Annotated in this window: 18 protein-coding genes; 13 read left to right on the forward strand and 5 right to left on the reverse strand. The window is 48.7% G+C overall.

Annotated elements, in window-relative coordinates; genetic code table 11:
* Positions 1-74: 74 nt before the first annotated feature.
* The 8 genes from NST07_RS13945 to NST07_RS13980 all read left to right on the forward strand — a co-directional run bounded on the left by NST07_RS13945 (position 75) and on the right by NST07_RS13980 (position 10,759).
* Entirely contained in the window at positions 75-1,088 is a 1,014-nt protein-coding gene (locus NST07_RS13945) for a substrate-binding domain-containing protein (protein WP_341378341.1), read from the forward strand.
* Positions 1,089-1,117: 29 nt separating this feature from the next.
* The gene (locus NST07_RS13950) at positions 1,118-2,980 is read left to right on the forward strand and encodes a sensor histidine kinase (protein ID WP_341378343.1); all 1,863 of its coding nucleotides are present in this window, start codon (positions 1,118-1,120) and stop codon (positions 2,978-2,980) included.
* A 26-nt stretch (positions 2,981-3,006) separates the two neighbouring features.
* Positions 3,007-4,230, forward strand: a complete 1,224-nt coding sequence (locus NST07_RS13955) for a response regulator (RefSeq protein WP_341092480.1) — start codon at positions 3,007-3,009, stop codon at positions 4,228-4,230.
* A 255-nt stretch (positions 4,231-4,485) separates the two neighbouring features.
* Positions 4,486-5,574 carry a multiple monosaccharide ABC transporter substrate-binding protein gene (gene chvE, locus NST07_RS13960; RefSeq protein WP_341092481.1) on the forward strand — a complete coding sequence of 363 codons (1,089 nt, stop codon included), beginning with the start codon at positions 4,486-4,488 and terminating at the stop codon, positions 5,572-5,574.
* Positions 5,575-5,613: 39 nt separating this feature from the next.
* Complete coding sequence (mmsA, locus tag NST07_RS13965) at positions 5,614-7,164, forward strand: multiple monosaccharide ABC transporter ATP-binding protein (protein WP_341092483.1); 1,551 nt, start codon at positions 5,614-5,616, stop codon at positions 7,162-7,164.
* A complete protein-coding gene (gene mmsB, locus NST07_RS13970; protein WP_341378344.1) occupies positions 7,151-8,314 on the forward strand; it encodes a multiple monosaccharide ABC transporter permease in 1,164 nt (387 codons plus the stop codon). Before mmsA ends, mmsB begins: the two co-directional genes overlap by 14 nt.
* A gap of 168 nt (positions 8,315-8,482) precedes the next feature.
* Positions 8,483-9,151: a TraX family protein gene (locus NST07_RS13975; RefSeq protein ID WP_341092488.1), complete on the forward strand. Its 669-nt coding sequence runs from the start codon at positions 8,483-8,485 to the stop codon at positions 9,149-9,151.
* Between the two features lie 93 nt (positions 9,152-9,244).
* Complete coding sequence (locus NST07_RS13980; protein ID WP_341092491.1) at positions 9,245-10,759, forward strand: copper amine oxidase N-terminal domain-containing protein; 1,515 nt, start codon at positions 9,245-9,247, stop codon at positions 10,757-10,759.
* A gap of 89 nt (positions 10,760-10,848) precedes the next feature.
* Here NST07_RS13980 and NST07_RS13985 read toward each other — a convergent pair whose 3' ends face one another.
* Positions 10,849-12,270: a metallophosphoesterase gene (locus tag NST07_RS13985; protein WP_341378345.1), complete on the reverse strand. Its 1,422-nt coding sequence runs from the start codon at positions 12,268-12,270 to the stop codon at positions 10,849-10,851.
* 270 nt (positions 12,271-12,540) lie between these two features.
* Here NST07_RS13985 and NST07_RS13990 point away from each other — a divergent pair, with 270 nt between their 5' ends.
* Positions 12,541-13,140 carry a nitroreductase family protein gene (locus NST07_RS13990; protein ID WP_342481750.1) on the forward strand — a complete coding sequence of 200 codons (600 nt, stop codon included), beginning with the start codon at positions 12,541-12,543 and terminating at the stop codon, positions 13,138-13,140.
* Between the two features lie 75 nt (positions 13,141-13,215).
* Positions 13,216-13,410 carry a hypothetical protein gene (locus NST07_RS13995; RefSeq protein ID WP_038590676.1) on the forward strand — a complete coding sequence of 65 codons (195 nt, stop codon included), beginning with the start codon at positions 13,216-13,218 and terminating at the stop codon, positions 13,408-13,410.
* A 79-nt stretch (positions 13,411-13,489) separates the two neighbouring features.
* Here NST07_RS13995 and NST07_RS14000 read toward each other — a convergent pair whose 3' ends face one another.
* Both NST07_RS14000 and NST07_RS14005 read right to left on the reverse strand, forming a co-directional pair.
* Complete coding sequence (locus NST07_RS14000; RefSeq protein WP_342481751.1) at positions 13,490-14,701, reverse strand: peptidylprolyl isomerase; 1,212 nt, start codon at positions 14,699-14,701, stop codon at positions 13,490-13,492.
* 273 nt (positions 14,702-14,974) lie between these two features.
* Positions 14,975-15,310, reverse strand: a complete 336-nt coding sequence (locus NST07_RS14005; RefSeq protein ID WP_038590681.1) for a hypothetical protein — start codon at positions 15,308-15,310, stop codon at positions 14,975-14,977.
* Positions 15,311-15,533: 223 nt separating this feature from the next.
* Between NST07_RS14005 and NST07_RS14010 the strand changes: the two genes are divergently transcribed.
* The gene (locus tag NST07_RS14010) at positions 15,534-16,643 is read left to right on the forward strand and encodes a lactonase family protein (RefSeq protein ID WP_341092504.1); all 1,110 of its coding nucleotides are present in this window, start codon (positions 15,534-15,536) and stop codon (positions 16,641-16,643) included.
* A gap of 138 nt (positions 16,644-16,781) precedes the next feature.
* On the opposite strand, the gene hfq is transcribed toward NST07_RS14010, so the two are convergent.
* Entirely contained in the window at positions 16,782-17,003 is a 222-nt protein-coding gene (gene hfq, locus NST07_RS14015) for an RNA chaperone Hfq (RefSeq protein WP_038590687.1), read from the reverse strand.
* A 111-nt stretch (positions 17,004-17,114) separates the two neighbouring features.
* On the opposite strand from hfq, the gene NST07_RS14020 reads away from it, so the two are divergent.
* On the forward strand, positions 17,115-17,795 hold the full coding sequence (locus tag NST07_RS14020; protein WP_341092506.1) for a phosphatase PAP2 family protein: 681 nt from the start codon (positions 17,115-17,117) through the stop codon (positions 17,793-17,795).
* Positions 17,796-17,844: 49 nt separating this feature from the next.
* On the opposite strand, the gene NST07_RS14025 is transcribed toward NST07_RS14020, so the two are convergent.
* The gene (locus NST07_RS14025; protein ID WP_342481752.1) at positions 17,845-18,315 is read right to left on the reverse strand and encodes a hypothetical protein; all 471 of its coding nucleotides are present in this window, start codon (positions 18,313-18,315) and stop codon (positions 17,845-17,847) included.
* Between the two features lie 203 nt (positions 18,316-18,518).
* On the opposite strand from NST07_RS14025, the gene NST07_RS14030 reads away from it, so the two are divergent.
* Positions 18,519-19,550, forward strand: a complete 1,032-nt coding sequence (locus NST07_RS14030) for an aromatic acid exporter family protein (protein ID WP_341092510.1) — start codon at positions 18,519-18,521, stop codon at positions 19,548-19,550.
* Positions 19,551-19,749 lie beyond the last annotated feature (199 nt).

The raw sequence follows: 19,749 nt of genomic DNA on the forward strand, positions 1-19,749 counted from the left end.
TTCCTTTCTCCTATTAAACGAGGTATCATGGCAATAGCTGTGCTACCTTGTTCTTTTGTGAAAGGGGTTACATTTTGAAAAAACTGTGGATGGTCTATGTGCTGCTAATCGGTCTTTTTCTCGTTTATGTGCTGAATTACAAGCTGCAGGCCGACGCTGCAGATCCATGGGAGACAGCCGGACTTCGCGGCAATATAGAAGATAAATATGTGATGGTTACCTTTCAAAGTGGAATTGATTATTGGAAAAGCGTGCTGAAGGGCTTCGAAGATGCTGCGGAGGAGCTGAACGTCTCCGTCGAATACCACGGCTCGACCCAGCATGATGCCAATGAGCAAATGACAGTATTGGAGCAAATGATAGCCAAAAAACCGGCGGGAATTGCCATTTCGGCAGTCAATTCCGAGCTGCTCACAGCTACGATCAACAAGGCCGTGGACAGCGGCATCCCTGTCGTGCTGTTTGACTCGGGGGCACCGGATAGCAAGGCCTACTCCTTCCTTGGCACTAACAACTACAATGCCGGAGTTGAAGCAGCGCGGAAGATGGCCCAGCTCACCGGCGGCAAAGGGGAGGTGGCGATTATTACGACCCCGGAGCAGCATAATCATCAGGAGCGTACGGACGGCTTCAGCATCACCATCCGCAGCGAATTCCCTGAGATGAAGCTGGTAGCAATCAAGGATGGACGCGGCGATCAGGTGGCTTCCAGGGAAGCGGCGGAACAGCTGGTAGCGGAATACCCGGAGCTTACAGGTATTTTTGCTACGGAGTCTAATGGCGGAATAGGAGTAGCCGAGGCGGTGGAAACGAAGCAGGGAGCCGGATCATCGCTCAAGATCATCAGCTTCGATACGGATAAAGGCACACTTGATCTTGTTAAAGAAGGCAGAATCGCCGCCACGATGGCGCAAGGTACCTGGAATATGGGCTACTGGTCACTTACGGAGCTGTTTCATTTACACCGTGATCTGGATGAAGACCCTGCCGCCTACGCCAATAACAAGCCTATTCCTGTGCCTGATACGGTAGACACCGGCATTGATGTGGTGAGCCGGGCCAATGTGGACAACTATTATGCCAAATAGAAGCAGGCTGATGCAGGGGGGATTATCTTATGCGGAAGAGCGGCTTGACGGTGGAGAAGCTGAAGTTTAACAATCTGCCGATCCGGTATAAGCTGATCATCCATTTTTTGTTGATCAGTATTTTGCCTTCGATCGGGCTAGGATTGCTGATTGGCTGGACGGTGGACCGGATTATCGAAGAGCAGAGCAACGAGAATACGATGCAGCTGATCGGCAAGGTCAATACGGCGCTGGAAAATGATGTGGAGAATCTGCAGAAGATTACCTACCTGATTTCTTTTGATCCGGGGGTGCAGGCTTTTCTGGATGGCACCGAGAAGGCGGAAACGCGGTTGAAGGAAGCAGGCACAAGCGGAGAATCGGCAGAGTATAATATCCGCAAGTTTCTGCAGGGCTTTACTACGCTTAGCTCTGAAATTGCCGGAATTATGCTGGTCAACCGTGAAGGCGATTTCATCAGTAATGAAATGTATGCCCGCCCCGAAACCCGTGTGACTAATGAAGCATGGTACAAGCAGGCTGTTGATAATAAAGGGATATTCAAAATTGTCGGACATCCTTATGGGCGCGCAGTCATGTCCCATGTTGATTATAAAGAAAGTGAAGTGGTATCCGCCGTTAGAGCTATTGTTGACCCTGAGACGCAGATGGTGCAGGGCGTGGTTCTGGTCGATTTGAAGCTGCGGGTCATCGCCGAGACGGCGCGCGATGTGACGCTGGGCAAAACCGGTTATTTGACCGTAGTGGATGACAGCGGGGAAATGATCTATGCTCCGCAGCATCCTTTTATGCACAAGATTCCGGCTGGCCTGTTCAGAGAAACCTCCGGCATCACCTCGGAAACTGTCGACGGCCGCCATCTGCAGTTGATCTACAGGACCTCGGCCTTTACAGGCTGGACGACGATGGGCGTCTTTCCTATGGAGGAATCGGCTTATGGCGTGCGGGAGATTACGTTTAATGTCGTAACGTTTGTGTTTGTGGTCTGTATGCTTGGGATGACGGCATCCTTTTATCTGGCGTATTCGATTTCCCGCCCGATCGGCCAGCTCGCTTCCTTCATGAGCAAGGCGCAATCCGGCGATTTGACGATCCGCTACTGGGGCAACCGCTCGGATGAAATCGGACTGCTTGGCCGCAGCTTCAACAGCATGCTGGCCCAAATCAGCAGGCTGCTCTCCTTGACGGAGCTGCAGGCCAGGCAGAAGCGGGAGGCGGAGCTGCGCAGTCTGCAGGCGCATATCAAACCGCATTTTTTATATAATACGCTGGATACGATCCACTGGATGGCCCGCAGCAAGGGGGCGGAGGATATTGCCGAGGTGGTCCAGTCTTTATCCAAGCTGTTCCGCCTGGGACTCAGTAAAGGCAGCGACATTGTCCCGCTCTCCGATGAGCTGGAGCATATCATCAGTTATCTGAAGATCCAGCAGGTCCGCTACAGCAGCAAGCTGACGTATAGCATTGAGGTGGAGCCGCAGCTCCGGGAGCTCTATGTGCTTAAGCTGCTGCTTCAGCCGATGGTAGAGAACGCGATTTATCACGGAATCAAGGAGCGGCGCGGTCCGGGTCAACTCACCATTTCAGTGGTAGAACGTGAGGGGGATTTGTACTTGACAGTTACAGATGACGGAGCAGGCATTCCGGAAGCACAGCTCTCCATCCTGAACGACCGGCTTGAGGCCGTCGGGAGCAGCAGTAGTGATACGGCTGAAGCGGAGCAGCCGCTTCCCGGCAGCACAGGGAGCGGCTACGGCATTCTCAATGTACAGGCACGGATTAGGCTGACCTACGGGCAGCCATACGGACTCCGCATCGACAGCAGACAAGGTGAGGGAACCGCTGCAACAATCCGGCATCCCGTCGTTCGTGAAGTGTATCCCCGCGATTGATTATGGAATGGAGGGAGCAAGCGCATATGGAATACTGGAAGGTCATGATTGCCGATGATGAAGACATCATCCGTGAAGGAATTAAGCAATGTGTGGACTGGGAAGGGCTTGGCCTTCAGGTAGTAGCGGAGGCGGAGGACGGTGAAGAGGCGCTTGAGCTTGCGCTTCACCATACCGTCCATATCGCACTCGTTGATTTGAATATGCCGATTATGCATGGAATTGAACTGATGAAGCGGCTGAGGGAGCAGCTCCCCGGCTGCAAAATCATCGTGATTACCGGACATGACGAGTTTGTCTTTGCCCAGGAGTCGATAAGGCTGCAGGTGAATGATTATATACTCAAGCCTGCCGAACCAAAGCAGCTGATGCAGGTGCTGCGGGGTGTCCGGGATGAACTGAATGCGGTGAGAGAGCGGAACCAGCATTTGCAGCAGGCCTCCAGACAGATTAGCAAAAACTTTCCATTGCTGCGTGAACGCTTCTGCCAGGAATGGCTGGACGGAAATCTGACCCGGGAAGAAATCCTTGAGCAGCTGCATTTTCTGCAGTTGCCGCTGGAGCGCCCAGAACTGATCGGCATCATCCGCTGGAGATGGGAAGCCCACCCCTCGGGAATGGGGGAGAAGGAACGCCAGCTGTTTCTTTTCGCCATCGAGAATATTTCCGCTGAATTACTGGAAAAGTACCCGAAAGTTATTTTTCGCGATGCGGCAGGTTTAATCGTGATTCTTCTCTGGCATGAAGCGGGAGAGCGTATAATGGCCGGAGTTGAAGCAGCTGTGCGCTGTCATCTCAAAATCGCTGTCGAAGTGGGAATTCAGCCCGTTGAAGGAGAGATTGAGGAGCTGGCCTCCTCATACCGTAAATGCAGAGCGGAGCTTGCCAAGGAGCAGCCTTTATCGCCGCTGGTTCGCCGGGCCAAACAATATATTCTTGAGCATTACAGTGAATACGGCTTGACCCTGGAGGCGATGGCGGGTTCTCTTCAAGCCTCTCCGGTCTATCTCAGCCGCCTGTTCAAGCAGGAGCTCGGCGAATCCTTTGGAACGTATCTGACACAGATTCGAGTGCGCAAAGCGGCACAGTTGCTGCATTCGACGGAAATGAGCATCCATGAGGTGGCAGAGCGTTCAGGATACGAGACCCAGCATTATTTCAGCACCTCGTTCAAAAAGCAGACAGGAGTGTCCCCCCTGCAGTTTCGCAAGGGTGTGCTTCCCGGAGAAGCCGGCCGTGATAACGAGTAAGTGGCAGGGAGCAGAAAGTTAGAATGCCCGTCCGGGTACTTTAAGTCCATAGTTGTTCAGGAAGACGTTCCCACATGCAGGCTCCGGCCTCATGTGGTTTTTTGTTTTTATGTAAACGCTGACAAAAAAGGTTTTGATTTTATAAAAACAGTAGTTTGAGTGTAAATACGGGGCCGTATCCCCCTTGTTATACTCGACTTGTCAAACGGGAGACGCCCGCGAAGGCAACAGAATAGTCCAGGGGGGAATACAGCAATGAAAAAATTCTCATTGATCATGTTGACACTGGTAGTTGTATTGATCATGTCCGCTTGCGGCAACACAAAAAATGCAGGCGGCAGCTCGGATGATTCCAAAGGCAAGGTAGGGATTGCTATGCCGACGAAGTCGTCGGAGCGCTGGGTGAATGACGGCAACAACATGGTGAAGGAGTTCGAGAAGCTTGGCTATGGTACGGATCTTCAATATGCCGAGGATGTCGTGGAGAACCAGGTGTCGCAGATCGAGAATATGATTACCAAAGGTGTAAAAGCAATTGTCATCGCTTCTATCGACGGTGAGGCCCTGACTGATGTGCTGCAGAAAGCGCATGATGCAGACGTTAAAGTGATCGCCTACGACCGCCTGATCAAAAAAAGTGAATATGTCGATTATTATGCCACCTTCGACAACTTCAAGGTCGGTGTGCTGCAAGGCTCCTATATCGAAGAAAAGCTTGGCCTGAAGGACGGCAAAGGGCCGTTCAACATTGAATTGTTCGGCGGTTCACCGGATGACAACAACGCCTATTTCTTTTTTGATGGCGCAATGTCCATTCTGAAGCCTTACATCGACTCCGGCAAGCTGGTGGTCCGCAGCAAACAGACCACGATGGATCAGGTCGCTACCTTACGCTGGGACGGTGCTGCCGCTCAAGCGCGGATGGATAATCTGCTAAGTGCCAATTATGCGAGCGAGAATCTTGATGCCGTTCTTTCCCCATATGATGGCATCAGCATTGGAATCCTGTCTTCCCTAAAAGGTGTGGGGTATGGCTCAGGTGACAAGAAGCTCCCGGTTGTCACCGGTCAGGACGCGGAGCTGGCCTCCGTGAAGTCGATTTTAGCCGGAGAGCAGACCCAGACTGTATTTAAAGATACCCGTGAGCTGGCCAAAAAAGCGGTAGATATGACGGAAAGCGTACTGAAAGGCACAGAGGCAGAGGTCAACGACACGACTACCTATGACAACGGCGTAAAAATAGTTCCTTCCTACCTGTTGGAGCCAGTCTCTGTGGATGCAGGCAATGTGGATAAAGTGCTGGTGGATGGCGGCTATTATACCAAAGAAGAGCTGGGGAAATAATCGGCTGCAACAGTGACTATTGAAAGCTGGGTGAAAGCAATGAGTGACTATATCTTGGAGATGAACAGCATTACGAAGACGTTCCCCGGCGTCAAAGCGCTCTCGAATGTGAATCTGCAGGTCAAGGCTGGCGAGATCCATGCGCTTTGCGGGGAGAATGGAGCCGGGAAATCAACGCTGATGAAAGTGCTGAGCGGTGTCTATCCGCATGGGACATATGAAGGGGATATTTTATTCGAAGGCCAAGTCTGCCAGTTCAAGGATATCAAGGACAGTGAAAATCTGGGTATAGTCATTATTCATCAAGAGCTGGCGTTGATTCCGTATCTGTCTATTTCGGAAAATATCTTTCTCGGCAATGAGCAGGCAAAGCATGGGGTGATTAACTGGAACGAAACGACGGTAAAAACCAAAGAACTGTTGGAGACTGTCGGCTTAAAAGAATCACCCTTTACCGGAGTATCAACAATAGGCGTCGGCAAGCAGCAGCTCGTGGAGATCGCGAAAGCGCTCTCCAAGGAGGTGAAGCTGCTCATTCTTGATGAGCCGACGGCGGCACTGAATGAGGATGATAGCGAGAACCTGCTCAACTTGATCCTGGAACTGAAAAAACGGGGGATTTCCTCAATTATCATCTCACACAAGTTGAACGAAATCGAGAAGGTAGCGGATTCTGTAACGATTTTGCGGGATGGCCAAACGATCCGGACACTGGATATGAAGTTGGATGGAGTAACCGAGGATGTCATTATCAAAGGTATGGTCGGACGTGATCTTACGAACCGCTATCCCGAGCGGACACCGGATTTGGGCGAAACGATCTTTGAGCTCCGTAACTGGGAAGTGTATCACCCTACACAGGCTGACCGCAAAATGCTCCATGGGATCAATCTTCATATCCGCCGCGGGGAAGTTGTCGGCATTGCCGGACTTATGGGAGCCGGGCGTACGGAGCTGGCGATGAGTGTCTTCGGAAAGTCCTATGGCAAAAAGATCAGTGGCCAGATCTACATCCATGGACAGGAAGTGCATTTGAACGACATCAATAAAGCGATAGAAAGCGGATTGGCTTATGTAACCGAAGACCGCAAGCAGTACGGGCTTATTCTAATCGACGATATCAAGCGCAACATCTCGCTCAGCAATTTGCGGAAGCTTTCCCGCCGGGGTGTCATTAATGAGAATGAGGAAGTGCTCGTTGCAGAGGAATACCGCAGGAAGCTGAACATCAAGACGCCAAGCATTTTGCAAAAAACGGTCAATCTCAGCGGCGGCAATCAGCAAAAAGTGGTGCTCAGCAAATGGATCTACGCGCAGCCGGATATCCTTATCCTGGATGAACCTACACGAGGCATTGACGTAGGTGCGAAATATGAGATTTACTCAATCATCAACGGGCTTGCTGCGGAAGGTAAGGGAGTGCTGGTTATTTCTTCCGAGCTGCCGGAAATTATCGGCATGTGCGACAGGATTTATACGATGTGCGAAGGCAGGATCAGCGGCGAAGTGGAGCGGCAGGATGCGTCGCAGGAGCTGTTAATGAAGTACATGACACGAAGCAAGGGGGCAACACCGCATGGCAGTCATTAGTGGGATTTTCAAAAAGAATATCCGCCAATACGGCATGATCATTGCACTGATCTTTATTTCAATTTTCTTTCAAATCCTCACCGACGGCATTTTGCTCAAGCCGCTGAACGTAACGAATCTGATTCTGCAAAACAGCTATATCCTGGTTCTGGCCATCGGGATGGTGCTTGTCATCATTACGGGACATATCGACCTGTCCGTCGGATCGGTGGCAGCATTTATCGGGGCGCTTTCAGCGATAATGATGGTCGACATGCAGCTGAATCCGGTACTTGCTGTCATTCTTTCACTGCTGATGGGTGCGCTGGTTGGTGCCTGGCAGGGCTTCTGGGTTGCCTATATCAAAATCCCTGCGTTTATCGTCACTCTGGCAGGAATGTTATTGTTTCGCGGCTTGACGATGATTGTACTGAATGGGCAGTCCATTGCCCCGTTCCCCAAGACATTCCAAAAAATCAGTTCCGGGTTCGTCCCCGATATCGTGAGCGGCGGTTCGCTGAATGTGCTGACCCTTATTGTAGGCATCATTCTTTCCGTTCTGGTGGTGTACCAGGAATTCAGAACCCGTAAAATCTCTGAGAAATACGGTTTTGAGCAGTCTGCGGTCTGGTTGTCCATCGCCAAAGCCGGAGCATTGGTGATTGTAATCAACCTTTTCACCTTCGTGATTGCTCAATATAACGGGATTCCAAATATCCTCGTCATCCTGCTTGTGCTGATTGCGATCTACTCCTTTGTGATGAATCATATGACGATGGGCCGGCATATTTATGCGCTGGGCGGCAACGAAAAAGCGGCCAGCCTCTCCGGTGTCAAAACTAAACGCGTCACCTTCTGGGTATTCGTCAATATGGGCGTACTTGCAGCCTTGTCCGGTCTGGTATTTGCCGCCCGCCTGAACTCTGCCACTCCCAAAGCCGGAACCAACTTTGAGCTGGACGCCATCGCGGCCTGTTTCATTGGGGGAGCTTCTGCTTCCGGCGGAATCGGCACAGTGGTGGGTGCGATCATCGGGGGACTGGTAATGGGCGTCATGAACAATGGTATGTCCCTGGTTGGCCTGGGCGTCGATTGGCAGCAGGGTATTAAAGGGCTTGTGCTTCTTCTGGCCGTTGGGTTCGATATTTACAACAAGTCGAAAACGGCGTAGTTAAGGATGTATTGTCATTGAGCCCTTCCCGCAACCGTTGCGGGGAGGGCTCTTTTTGGCATAGTTGGAAAGAAGAGGCTGTTCATATCTGTATCCGTACCTTACAATAGAAAAGACTTCTTGATGAGTAGCTATATATAATGTAGATTATGAACCAGGAGGATAGACATGCAAATCATCGCGATGCTGACTATGCTGATCGACCATATCGGCTATATTTTTTTTCCGGGAGAGCTTGCCTGGCGGTATGTAGGAAGAATTGCTTTTCCAATTTACTGCTACGGACTGGTGCAAGGGCATATACATACATCATCAAGGGCCAGATATCTGCGGCGGCTTCTCTGGATTGCGTTGATTGCACAGGTGCCATATAATCTGGCGCTGGATCCCGGGGGCTGGAATGTAGTATTTACTCTGCTTCTGTCTGCTATTGTGCTTGTAATCCTGGATAAGTTACCTAGCCTTTGGTTTGGCATTCCTGTGGTAATTGCAGCGGTTTTTCTAATGGATGTTCTTCCGCTCGATTATAATGCCTACGGTCTGTTGCTGGTGCTGATTTTCCGCTACGCGCGTTCCTATTGGCTAGTTCTGGCCCATTTTGTTTTGAACGGGTTTTACCTGTTCTACAGCGGCTGGCAGGTCCAGATGGTCAGCATTGTGCCTACGCTGATCATTGCGCTGACCCCGGGAGTATGGGGGTTTCTGGAGAAAAAACGCATTCCGCGCTGGGTATGGTGGTCCTTTTACCCGGCACATTTAGCGGTGCTCGCCTTGGTAAAGATTCTGTTTTTCCAGAATTGGGTAACTATAGATTGGCGAGGTTTGTTAACTTTATAGCTGGTTACCAAATGATGGCGTACCCTATGCAAATCCTTCCTCATTTTGAGTTGATGGATAGATCACAAAAATAAACGTAAGAGGAGACATGCTATGAAGAAAATGAAAGCAAGAACCAAGTGGTTACTCCCGATTCTCGCACTGCTGCTGATTCTGGCGGGCTGTCAGACGGTCGGCGGACTTGACGTCAATAAGGCGTTACTAGGGGATCTGGATGTTAAGTCTTCTGAATCCAGCACAACCTTTTCCTTGAATGCTGTACCTGCCGCTGGAATCAGCGCCGAGGATCAGGAGATGGTAGATCTTATCAATTCTTTTTCCGTTAATATTGCTCATGTAAAACTGCAGGACAACGGCAATGTATCTGCTGCCGGATCAGTTGGCTATAAGAAATTGACAGTGCCATTCACACTGTTTATGGATAAAGAAGCCATAGTGTTTACAGCGGAAGGGGCAAAGCAGCCGTTCTACTTCCCGCTTGAAAGTTATGAAGAAGAACTAGGTGTGGAAGGGTTTGATCCGACAAAAGCACAGGAGATTTCCAAGCTCCTTACAACGTTTGTGGTGAAGAATCTTCCGAACCCTGGTGCAATTAACGTATCCTCCGTAAACGAAGCCGTATATGGTCAGCAATTGAACCTTACGAAGCTACATACGGAAATTACAGGTGACGAGCTGCCCGCATTAGTGAAAAGCTTCCTGAAATCTGTTTCTAAAGATACGGAAGGATTTACTGCGCTGATCAGCGGCCTCTATGATTATCTGTACCCGATTCTTAAGGCATCCGGAATGGAAGAAGGCTTGAGCGATTTCGGACTGGGTGATATCCCGTTGAATGACAAAGAAGGTGTCGTAACAGTAGCACATGATGCCGCCAAGCTGGCGGTGGATGCTCTTCTCCTGGTGTACGACAATCAGGTGAAGAACCTGTATAAGTCAACTCCTGAGCTGAACACCATTCTCGGCAAGGATACAAAACTGCAAGTGGATCTGTTCGTGGACAGCGGATTCCATATCCGCAAGCAAAACCTAGATCTGAAGGTAGCACTTCCGGCTAGTGAAGACCTGCCGCTTCAGAGCATTTCGGTTAAAGCAGAAACCCAGACCTGGAATGTAAATGGAGCTGTGACAGCCGATGCCATCAGTAAAGAGGGAGCACTCGACCTCTCCGAAACCCAGCTTACACCGGGTCAGACGCTGAGAAGCTTTGATCAGAATTCTGCAGTATACAAACTGCTGAAGGATGATTTTGGCATTACAGCCAAAGATATTGTGATTGCCCCGGATGATGATTACTATTATCCGATTGTAGAAAACGGCACAACGTATGTTCCGCTGCGCTACCTGGCAGAGGATCTGGATGCAGTGGTGAAATGGGATCCTGTGAACAAGGCGATTAATGTTACCGATGATGTGTATGGTGACGTTGTCGTGTTCAAGGTAGGCTCTGCACAGGTCTTGATCAACGGTAAGGCAGTGAAGATTTCAGAACCAGTATTCGTTGACGAATACGGTGATGCTTATGTGCCACTCCGTCTGTTGGCGGAAGCTTTGCATGCTACTGTTAAAGTAGATGAGTACGGTTATATTGACATCCACCGTCCTTAAGCAATTGTGAAGCAATAGAAGAGAAGGCCGGAGCTCCTGTACATAGGAGTTCCGGCCTTTTTGAATTATAGTGAAAATGCACAAGGTTCCTATTGTTTGGTGAGGACAATCTTAAGTGATGTATGGCTCTGTTCCTGATTCTCGGCCATGCTGCGGATATAGCCGGACATGAAGCCGCCTTCCATGCCTTCCCACAGTTTGTAGCCCGGCATGGCTTTAATCTCATCAATCGAACTGGCTGCTGTTCCTGCAAAGTAATTCACATTTAATTTGGCCATTACCTCAGCCATCGACTGCTTTTCTGCTTCGGTAAAGGATGTTTCTTTGAGCTTATTCATCGCCTTAGTGTAGGATGATCCGGCAAAAGTTTCTTCTGCATATGTCTTAAAGTTTAGCAGATGGGGATCGTTAATTCCAGATGCAGCGGCCCAACCCTCCACATCAACAGCAGCCGTATGATAGGTTACAGCGCGGGAGCTTGGATCAAAGGTCATAGCTCCATATTGATGGGGATTCACTGCCATAGCACTTGTAGCGATATCATATACCGGCAATGCTTGAGAAGCTGCCTTATTCTCTTCACTTACGGGTGGATCACGGCGGATATCCTGCATATGAATATGCCCGGACAGTACCAGATTCAGCCCGCTGCGGCGCAGCATCTTCATTGCTTCCTGGCTGTTGTTCAGCTTGAAGCCTGAAACGGACATCGAGGTGTGGCTCAGCAGGTTATGGTGCATCACCGTAATGATCGAAGCATGCTGCTCAGCCGCCAGCTTTACACAGTCATCCATCCAGGAGAACGTACCTGGAAGAATACGCCCGTCAGTTTGCGGAAAGCCGTATTTCTCGTTGTTGTTGTATTGACTGCTGTCAATCATCAGCAGATATAGTTCCGGCGCAGCCTTTACGAAATAACTCAGGCTGTTCTTGTCCCGGGATAAGGCTTCGTTATATCCGAAGTCTCCGTACATTCCGGTAAAGTCTTTATCAGTGATATGCTCTGCAACAAGCTGCTTTTCCCCTTCAAAGGATCTCGCCCAAGGGTTGAACAGATCATGATTACCGGGAATAACATACACAGAGGTACCCATGTTCTCAATACGTTTGAGCTTCTCTGCAAGCTCCTTATGGCTGCTTGCTTCGCCATTATTGGTCAGATCGCCGCTGAGAACAAGAAATTTCGGTTTCTTCTGCTGCACATCATAGATCAGAGCTTCCGCAAGCTCATCGCTGTAAGGCAGCATTTTGCCGTCGCCGCCGCTCACATAGGACTGAAAAGCTGTTCCGCCATCTTCCAGCGCTTTATCCAGGTAGTGGGTATCGGTAGCCACCCAAAAGGATACCGGTTCCGTACTTTGTTCTGAAGAAGCCGGAGCGGAGGTTGAAGATGGTGGCAATTTTGTGTCTTTGCATCCGCTGAGGCCTAAAGACGCTGCCAGCAATATAGATAAGGCCCAAGTCGTAGTGTTTTTTAGGTGAAAGGGGTACTTCAGAGACAATAATTTCATGGTTGAAACCTTCCTTCTGCACTTTTGCTGAATTATTGTAGCTTATTTCTAGCGGAATTGTATATCGGAAAGTAAGGCGATGTTTCGAAACCTGTACAGGTGATTATAGAAAAATAGTGGAGAGGGTATAAATAAAGGGATTCCAGCGACAATAAGTGTTGGTGAAAAGAGAAGAAGCAGGAAAAAGTTGTGAAATAGTATTGTATTCGTGGAATAAAAGTGTTATGATTTAGAAAAGTTAGTTACTAAACAAACGGAGGTAGTTATTTTATGTCTAAAAATTTTCTGGAAGCAGTAAAAGAAAGACGTTCCATATATGCACTGAGCAAAGAAACCCCGATCTCCGATACACAAATCAAAGAGATCGTTGAAGCGGCGGTATTACATAGCCCAACTTCATTTAATTCCCAAAGCTCCAGAGCAGTGGTTCTTCTGGGCGACAAACATGATAAACTATGGGATATTACTACTGAAACACTGCGTAAGATTGTTCCGGCAGAACAGTTTGAAGGCACCGCTCAAAAATTGGCTTCCTTCAAAGCCGGCTATGGTTCTGTATTGTTCTTCGAAGATCAAACAGTGGTAAAGAGCCTGCAGGAGAATTTTTCCCTGTACGCCGATAATTTCCCGGTTTGGTCTAACCAGTCTTCCGGGATTCTGCAGTTTGTGGTATGGACAGCATTCGCAGAAGCAGGCCTAGGCGCGTCACTGCAGCACTACAATCCGCTAATTGACGATGAAGTGAAAACAACCTTTGACATACCTGCAGAATGGAAGCTGATCGCCCAAATGCCGTTTGGCAAAATCGCTACTGCTCCGGGCGAGAAAGAATTCCAACCGATTGAAGACCGTGTAAAAGTGCTTAAATAAGCATCCAATAGAGATGTTTAGAACCTCCTTGTCCGGGCTAATAATTACTATAGCCTAATCAAGGAGGTTTTCATTATGCCGTGGAACAAGGATGATTACCCGGATTCCCTTAAGAATTTTATGGCGCCTGTACGCAACAAGGCGATTGAGATAGCCAATGCCCTGTTGGAAGAAGGTTATGAGGAAGGGCGAGCCATCTCGATTGCTACAGCCCAAGCAAAAGAGTGGGGCGAAAATCACGATAAGCAGATCCGTAAAAAAAATCATTAGACAGGAAGAGGACCAGGCGGTTAACCGCCTGGTCCTCTTCCTGTGGGTAAGCTTGTCCTGTTAAATATTGCGAACTGCCTTATTTGGCAGGGGGTGCTTCAGTTGCTGAAGGTTCTGCGCTTGTTTCTGGAGGTGCAGATTCTTTGGCATCAGTGAGCGAGTTGGTGATCTTTGCTTTGCTATTCAGCTCCGACAGCCAAGTGTTTGACATTTCGGATACCTTTTTTGCTTTAAGGGTCTTTTCGATTTCTGCTTTCTTTTCTTCCAGCGTATATTCCTTTGCTTCCTTGCGGTCGGTTACCTTGATAATGTGGTAGCCGAAATCACTCTTTACTGCACCGCTGGTTTCACCGACTTTAAGCTTAAAGGCCACATCGGAGAATTCAGCAACCATATCACCGCGTTTGAAGAAGTTAAGATCGCCGCCGTTCTCTTTGGAAGCAGTATCCGTAGACTTCTCTTTGGCCAGCTTGGCAAAATCCGCTCCGTCCTTGAGCTGCTTGACGATAGAGTCAGCTTCCGCTTTGGTGGCTACAAGAATATGGGAAGCCCGGACTTCTTCTTGCTGGTTAAAGGAAGCTTTGTTCTCATCATAATAAGCGGAAATATCTTTTTCCGTAACGGTTACTTTTGGTTCAATCAGCTTGCGGATTTTCACTTGCATCGGCATTTGCTTCTTCAGATCATCGAGGGTCATATTGCTCTGTGACAAAGCAGCGTTCAGGGCCTCTTCACCGCCGAGCTGAGTCTTAAGATCTTCAATCTCCGCATTGAGGTCTTCATCGGTAACGGTGACGTTGGCTTTCTTAGCTTCCTGATCCACAAGGGTAGTTGTGATCAGGTTCTTCAGTGTAGCTTCACCGCCGGCTTCAATCAGTTTATCGTAAAGCTGAGCTTTCGTAATGTCGGTTCCATTAACGGTTGCAACAGCCGTCTTGTTGTCTTCTTTTTGGAAAGGCGGTTTAATCAGTACAATGATAAGCGCAGCTGCAAGTACAATAGAAGCGATCATCCAGCCCTTTCCAGCTTTAGGGGAAGATGACGGTGGAGGAGCTCCAGCGCCCACTTTGTTCATTACTGGAACATTTCTTTCAGTTTCTCTAACAACAGGTGTCTCAGCGGGTTCAGCAGTTTTAAACACTGGTGTTTCAGAACCGTTGACATCACCGGTTGCTGAAGTAGATGCTGCCTCTTGGACTAACCCTTCATTGTTGTTTACGGAAGCGTTGCTTTCCTCCGTTGTTCCATTGTTGTTCTGGTGTTCGTTTTCGCCCAAATCTCTTTTGTCCATTATAATTAATGACTCCCTTCAATATAGGTGTTGCCTGTCTTTCTACAACTTTACCAGAAATCAGGATTCCAAACCTTAAGAAAGTATAAAAAAGTATATTTACTTTTTAAGATTCCATTAATACAAGTGGAAACGGCTTCGCCGTCCTCAAAAGGATGGTATCCGTTTCAGCGAGAAAATAAAGGAAAAACCGGAGTTGCATGGTTGCACCACGCGCTTCCGGTTTATGTAGAAGAGATAAGAATGTATTCGTATATCTCTGAGTGTATCCGCTTAGGAGCTGAGGCCTCTGAGCAGATGTCGAATACTTTCCTGCTTCCGTCTGGGAACACGGACATTTTTGGCGTACAGGCCCATTTCACCGAAGTAGATACAGTCGTCCTCAATCGCGCTGATCTTGTTCAGATTAACGTAGCAGCCTCCGTACACATGATAATAGCTGGCATTGGATAATAAACGATTCAGTTGCTCGGCAGTCATTCTCTTTTTAATGTTGTAGTTTCTGCCGTGAAAAATGACCAAGTCGTGATCTCCGACTTTAAAGAACAGAATGTCCGTCTCCACCTCGAAGTCCTCATATACGTTTCTGGCTTCCAGCAGGCTGCTCATTCGTGTTCCCCCTTTATAAAAATGTACGTTGATGTTAGCGCTTTCATTATATCATATTCAATCTGATTTGAGAAGGCTTATTTTTGAAATGTTTTTTGTCATTTTTTACGTTGCATTTGTCATAGACGCTGAAAAATTGTAAATTATAAAGATGACTGCCGTTAAAACTAATGGCAGTTTAGATGATACTATAGTTATGGAACCATGGAGGAGGAATACCGAGATGAATGAGAATACTAAACTGTTACTGTTTACTGGCTCCTACGCAAGTGCGGAAGAGAGCGGAGTTCAGGTGTTTGAGTTCAACGGGGAGGCAGGGGGTACACTGGAACTGCTGAATACGGTGCAAGGTATCACGAATCCCACCTTTGTTAATGTTGATGCTTCGGGACAACGGCTGTATGCCATTGGTGAACAGGGGAATCGGGTAGGCGGCAAGGAAGGCGAGGTTGTCTCCTTCGCCATTGATTCACAGACAGGCAAGCTGACCGAACTGAAGCGGATTCCAACGATGCCTGCCGCAGGCAAAACCCAAACCACCACCTGTCATATCTCCAGAGATCTGGAGAACGAATATATCGTTGTATGCAGTTACCATGGCGGAAGTATCGGTCTTGTAGCGCTCGATAAGCAAGGGCTGCCGCTGGCGCTTACGGATACAGCTCAGCATACCGGACATGGAACGCATCCGGAACGCCAGGACCGGCCGCATCCGCATTCGTCCGTATTCAGTCCAGACGGGCGTTTCCTGTTTGTGGCTGATCTCGGGCTCGATCTGATTCGTTCCTACCGGATCAACCGGGAGCAGCAGACGCTCGAGATTCATGACGAAACCCCGCTGCACAAGGGAGCAGGTCCAAGGCATTTTAGCTTCCACCCGGACGGCAAATCTGCTTATGTTATCAATGAAGTGGATTCCACGATTACTTCGTTTACATATGACAGCACTGCGGGAACCTTGCATACGGTCGTAACTGTGCCGACTCTGCCAGCGGATTATAAGGGGGAGAACACTTGCGCTGAAATATCTTTGTCACCGGACGGCCGTTACCTTTACGGCTCCAACCGCGGGCATGACAGTATTGTGGTCTATGCTGTGGATGCCGAATCGGCTGCGCTTACGTGGGTAGAGCATGTGTCTACACGCGGCGGCCATCCGCGCCACTTTACTGTGACCCCTGACGGAGCATTTCTGATTGTTGCCAATCGTGACGGGAACAATCTGGTGGTATTTTCCCTCGATCCTGCCAGCGGGCGCCTTAGCTTCACAGGCAATACAGCAGAGGTGTCAAAGCCGGTATGTGTTAAGCCTGCTGTATTCTTCATCTCGTAAGTTATCACAAGACAGAGCGGTTACGTGGACTTCATTCGGGTTAAATCCGACAAAAGGAACACCGGGGAATTGCTCCGGTGTTCCTTTTGAATTAAGGCTGTAACGTAATGGTGGTTAGTGGGGATGTAAAATGGCTTGTTATTTAAGTGAGACGGGCTTAAGCGGCACAACCGTGGAAACTGCCGATTTAAAGAGCACATTTTGCCTGCCGTCACCCTGTCCGTGCAAGGTGATCGTGTAAGCGTCGTATGAGGTCACAATTCCCTGCATTTTAACTCCGTTGGTTGTAAAAATCGTCACGGGGACCTTTGTTGAAATACATTGGTTCAACAAACGTTCCTGTAATTTTAGACTTTCCACTTTGGCAGCACTCCATCTTTTTTATGAATTGACTTCCAGGCCAATTATAACACGGGAAAGACTCTTCCTGGAAATGTGGTGGATGGCGCTGAATTAGACAAGGAGGTAGTTATGCTTTATTATCAGTACTGGTCCAGAGGTTTTCGCCGGTTTTTATGGTTTTTGTTAGGATTCAGTGTGATTGCGACGCTTGTATTCCTGAACAAGACGGCTTCCTTTGATACCTATATTATTCATATTGTCCAATCTGCAGAATCTCCTGCACTTACTTCGCTGGCTAAAGGATTGTCACTGGTGGGTTCCTCCAGTCTGGCGATCGGCATCTCACTGTTGACGATGGCGTTGCTATTCTTTCTGCTGAAGCACCGGTTGGAGCTGATTTTGTTCCTCTGGGTTGCATTAGGTTCGCAGCTGCTGAATACAATGATGAAACTGTGGTTTCACCGGGAACGCCCCAATATTCACCGGTTGATTGAGCAGGCGGGATACAGCTTTCCCAGCGGGCATTCCATGGGTGCCTTTTCCTTATATGGTGTGATCGCCTATTTGCTCTGGCGGCATTTGCGGCGGCACCGTGAACGGTTTTTACTGATTTGTTTTACGGTTCTGATGACAGGCGGCATCGGGTGGAGCCGGATTTATCTGGGTGTGCATTATCCGAGTGATGTGATCGGAGGGTATACTGCAAGCGGTGCGTGGCTGATGCTGTCCATCGGTATATTTGAAGCCTACCGGAATTCACGACAGCGCAAATCTGCCGTAACAAATAATCAAGCGGATACGCGCAGGTAGACCTGCGTTGTATCCGCTTGATGTTTGGTGGTTTTCCTTTTTTGGACGATTAGGGTTTGGCTTGATGTGCACTTGACGCATTGGCAATGCTCAGCTTCAGCAAAGCAGGCAGTCCGGCTTTTAGCTTCTGGACTTCGTCGGATGTCAATTGCCCGTCTTTGATGGACTCATCCAGCTTCAGGCTGGCGGCCTCGCTCAGTTTTTGAATATATTGTTCCTCGGTCCAGCCCTTTTTCTCCTTAGCCAGCATGTAGAGGGTTTTACCGCTTTTCAAACTGCGGATCAATTCTGTACGGTCGATCTCAAGCAGCTTGGCCGATTCATTCAGAATAAAATAACCTCCGGCTTTAAAGCCCCGCACATGATGTGGATGGGAGGAATGTTCCTTTACCGCATGAATGCTGTCCGGTGCAGGTGAAGGTGTGCTTCCGGCAGCGTTGTCTGCAAATGCAGCAGCTGGAGCCAGACTGAGCATCACGGCTGCGGCAAAGGCTGTTATTCTTTTAATGTTGTTGCTCATGATTCACCTCTTGTGATCGTTATAGGTACTGCAGTACACAGTATTCCCCGGAAGCTGAAAGAATTCTGAAAGCCAGCTTAAGCCATACTAAAAATTCGCCGGCCTTCTCCATGGGTAATAGTGGTTGTACCCTATTAGAAATTGACTGAAGTTCTGCAGGATATACATACAAGATGTTAATAAAATAGTAAGGAGGGATGATTTTGGCCTTCGGCGCCCGCATACTCAAGACAGGAATGGCTGTCACACTCGCACTTTATCTATCTGCACTGTTACAATTTACTTCTCCAGTAGGTGCGGCGATTGCAGCAATCTTTGCCATGCAGCCCTCCATCTACCGATCATGGCGCTACTTCCTGGACCAGATACAGACCAGCACAATGGGGGCAGTCATCGCGCTGCTGGGGGGGATGGTGTTGTCCAATGAGCCCATCGCAGTTGGGCTGGTATGTATCCTCGTAATTATGATCAGCATGAAGATGAACCGTGCCGATACGATCGGACTGACACTCGTTACAGTAATCTCCGTCATGGAAGCTTCGGGGCAGTGGCAGTTTGCATTGACCCGCTTTCTGCTTACGCTCACAGGAATTGTATCGGCATTTTTAATTAATATTACGGTCTTTCCGCCAAAACCGCGTAAGCAGTACATCCAGCAGATCGAGAGCGTGTTCACCAGCCTGTCGCTGCTGCTGCGGACTGCAGTATCGCATGAGATGAAAGAGAGTGTCTTCCGCGACGAGAAACATGCGCTGGAGGGTTCGATTAAAGCGCTGGCAGATAAGTATGGACTGTTTGAAGAAGAGCAGAAGCAGCTGCGGAGAGCCAAATACAGCCAAACCCGGCAAATGGTGATGTACAAAAATCTGTTGTCCTCCCTGCAGAAGGGGTATGAGGTGCTGGAGGCTGTAGACCGGCACTATTTCCAGGCAGAACGGACGGAGCGGACCGATGAGCTGTTCGACAGGCATCTGGAGCAGCTGATTAAATACCATGAGTATATCCTGCTCAAATTCGAGGACAAGCTGAAGCCGGGTTCAAGTGACTCGGAGCCGCTTGGTGAGGACAATGACAGATTTCTGCAGCAGGCAATTGAGGGCTATGACGCTGAGAAATTAGGGCAGTTGCGGTTATCTGTTGTTGCAGCAGCTATCTATGATTACGGGTACCAACTGGAGCGCCTCGATAAAGTGGCGGATCAGATCAACCGTGCATCTGCCGATGAAAAAGATTAGCAGGCTTCAATCTGACATACTTACTCTATATAAACAAAAAATCCGGTCCCTAGGACCGGATCATATACATAATAGGCTATGACATCATAAAGAATTATAATAATGGACTCAAAGACTTGATAAAGTTGGGTGGAATTGCTAAAATAATAGGATATTGAATGAATATTGTAAAATATGCATAATTATACAAAATAATTTT

The organism is Paenibacillus sp. FSL L8-0340, assembly GCF_038593145.1.
In the GTDB taxonomy this organism is placed as follows: Bacteria; Bacillota; Bacilli; order Paenibacillales; family Paenibacillaceae; genus Paenibacillus_AQ.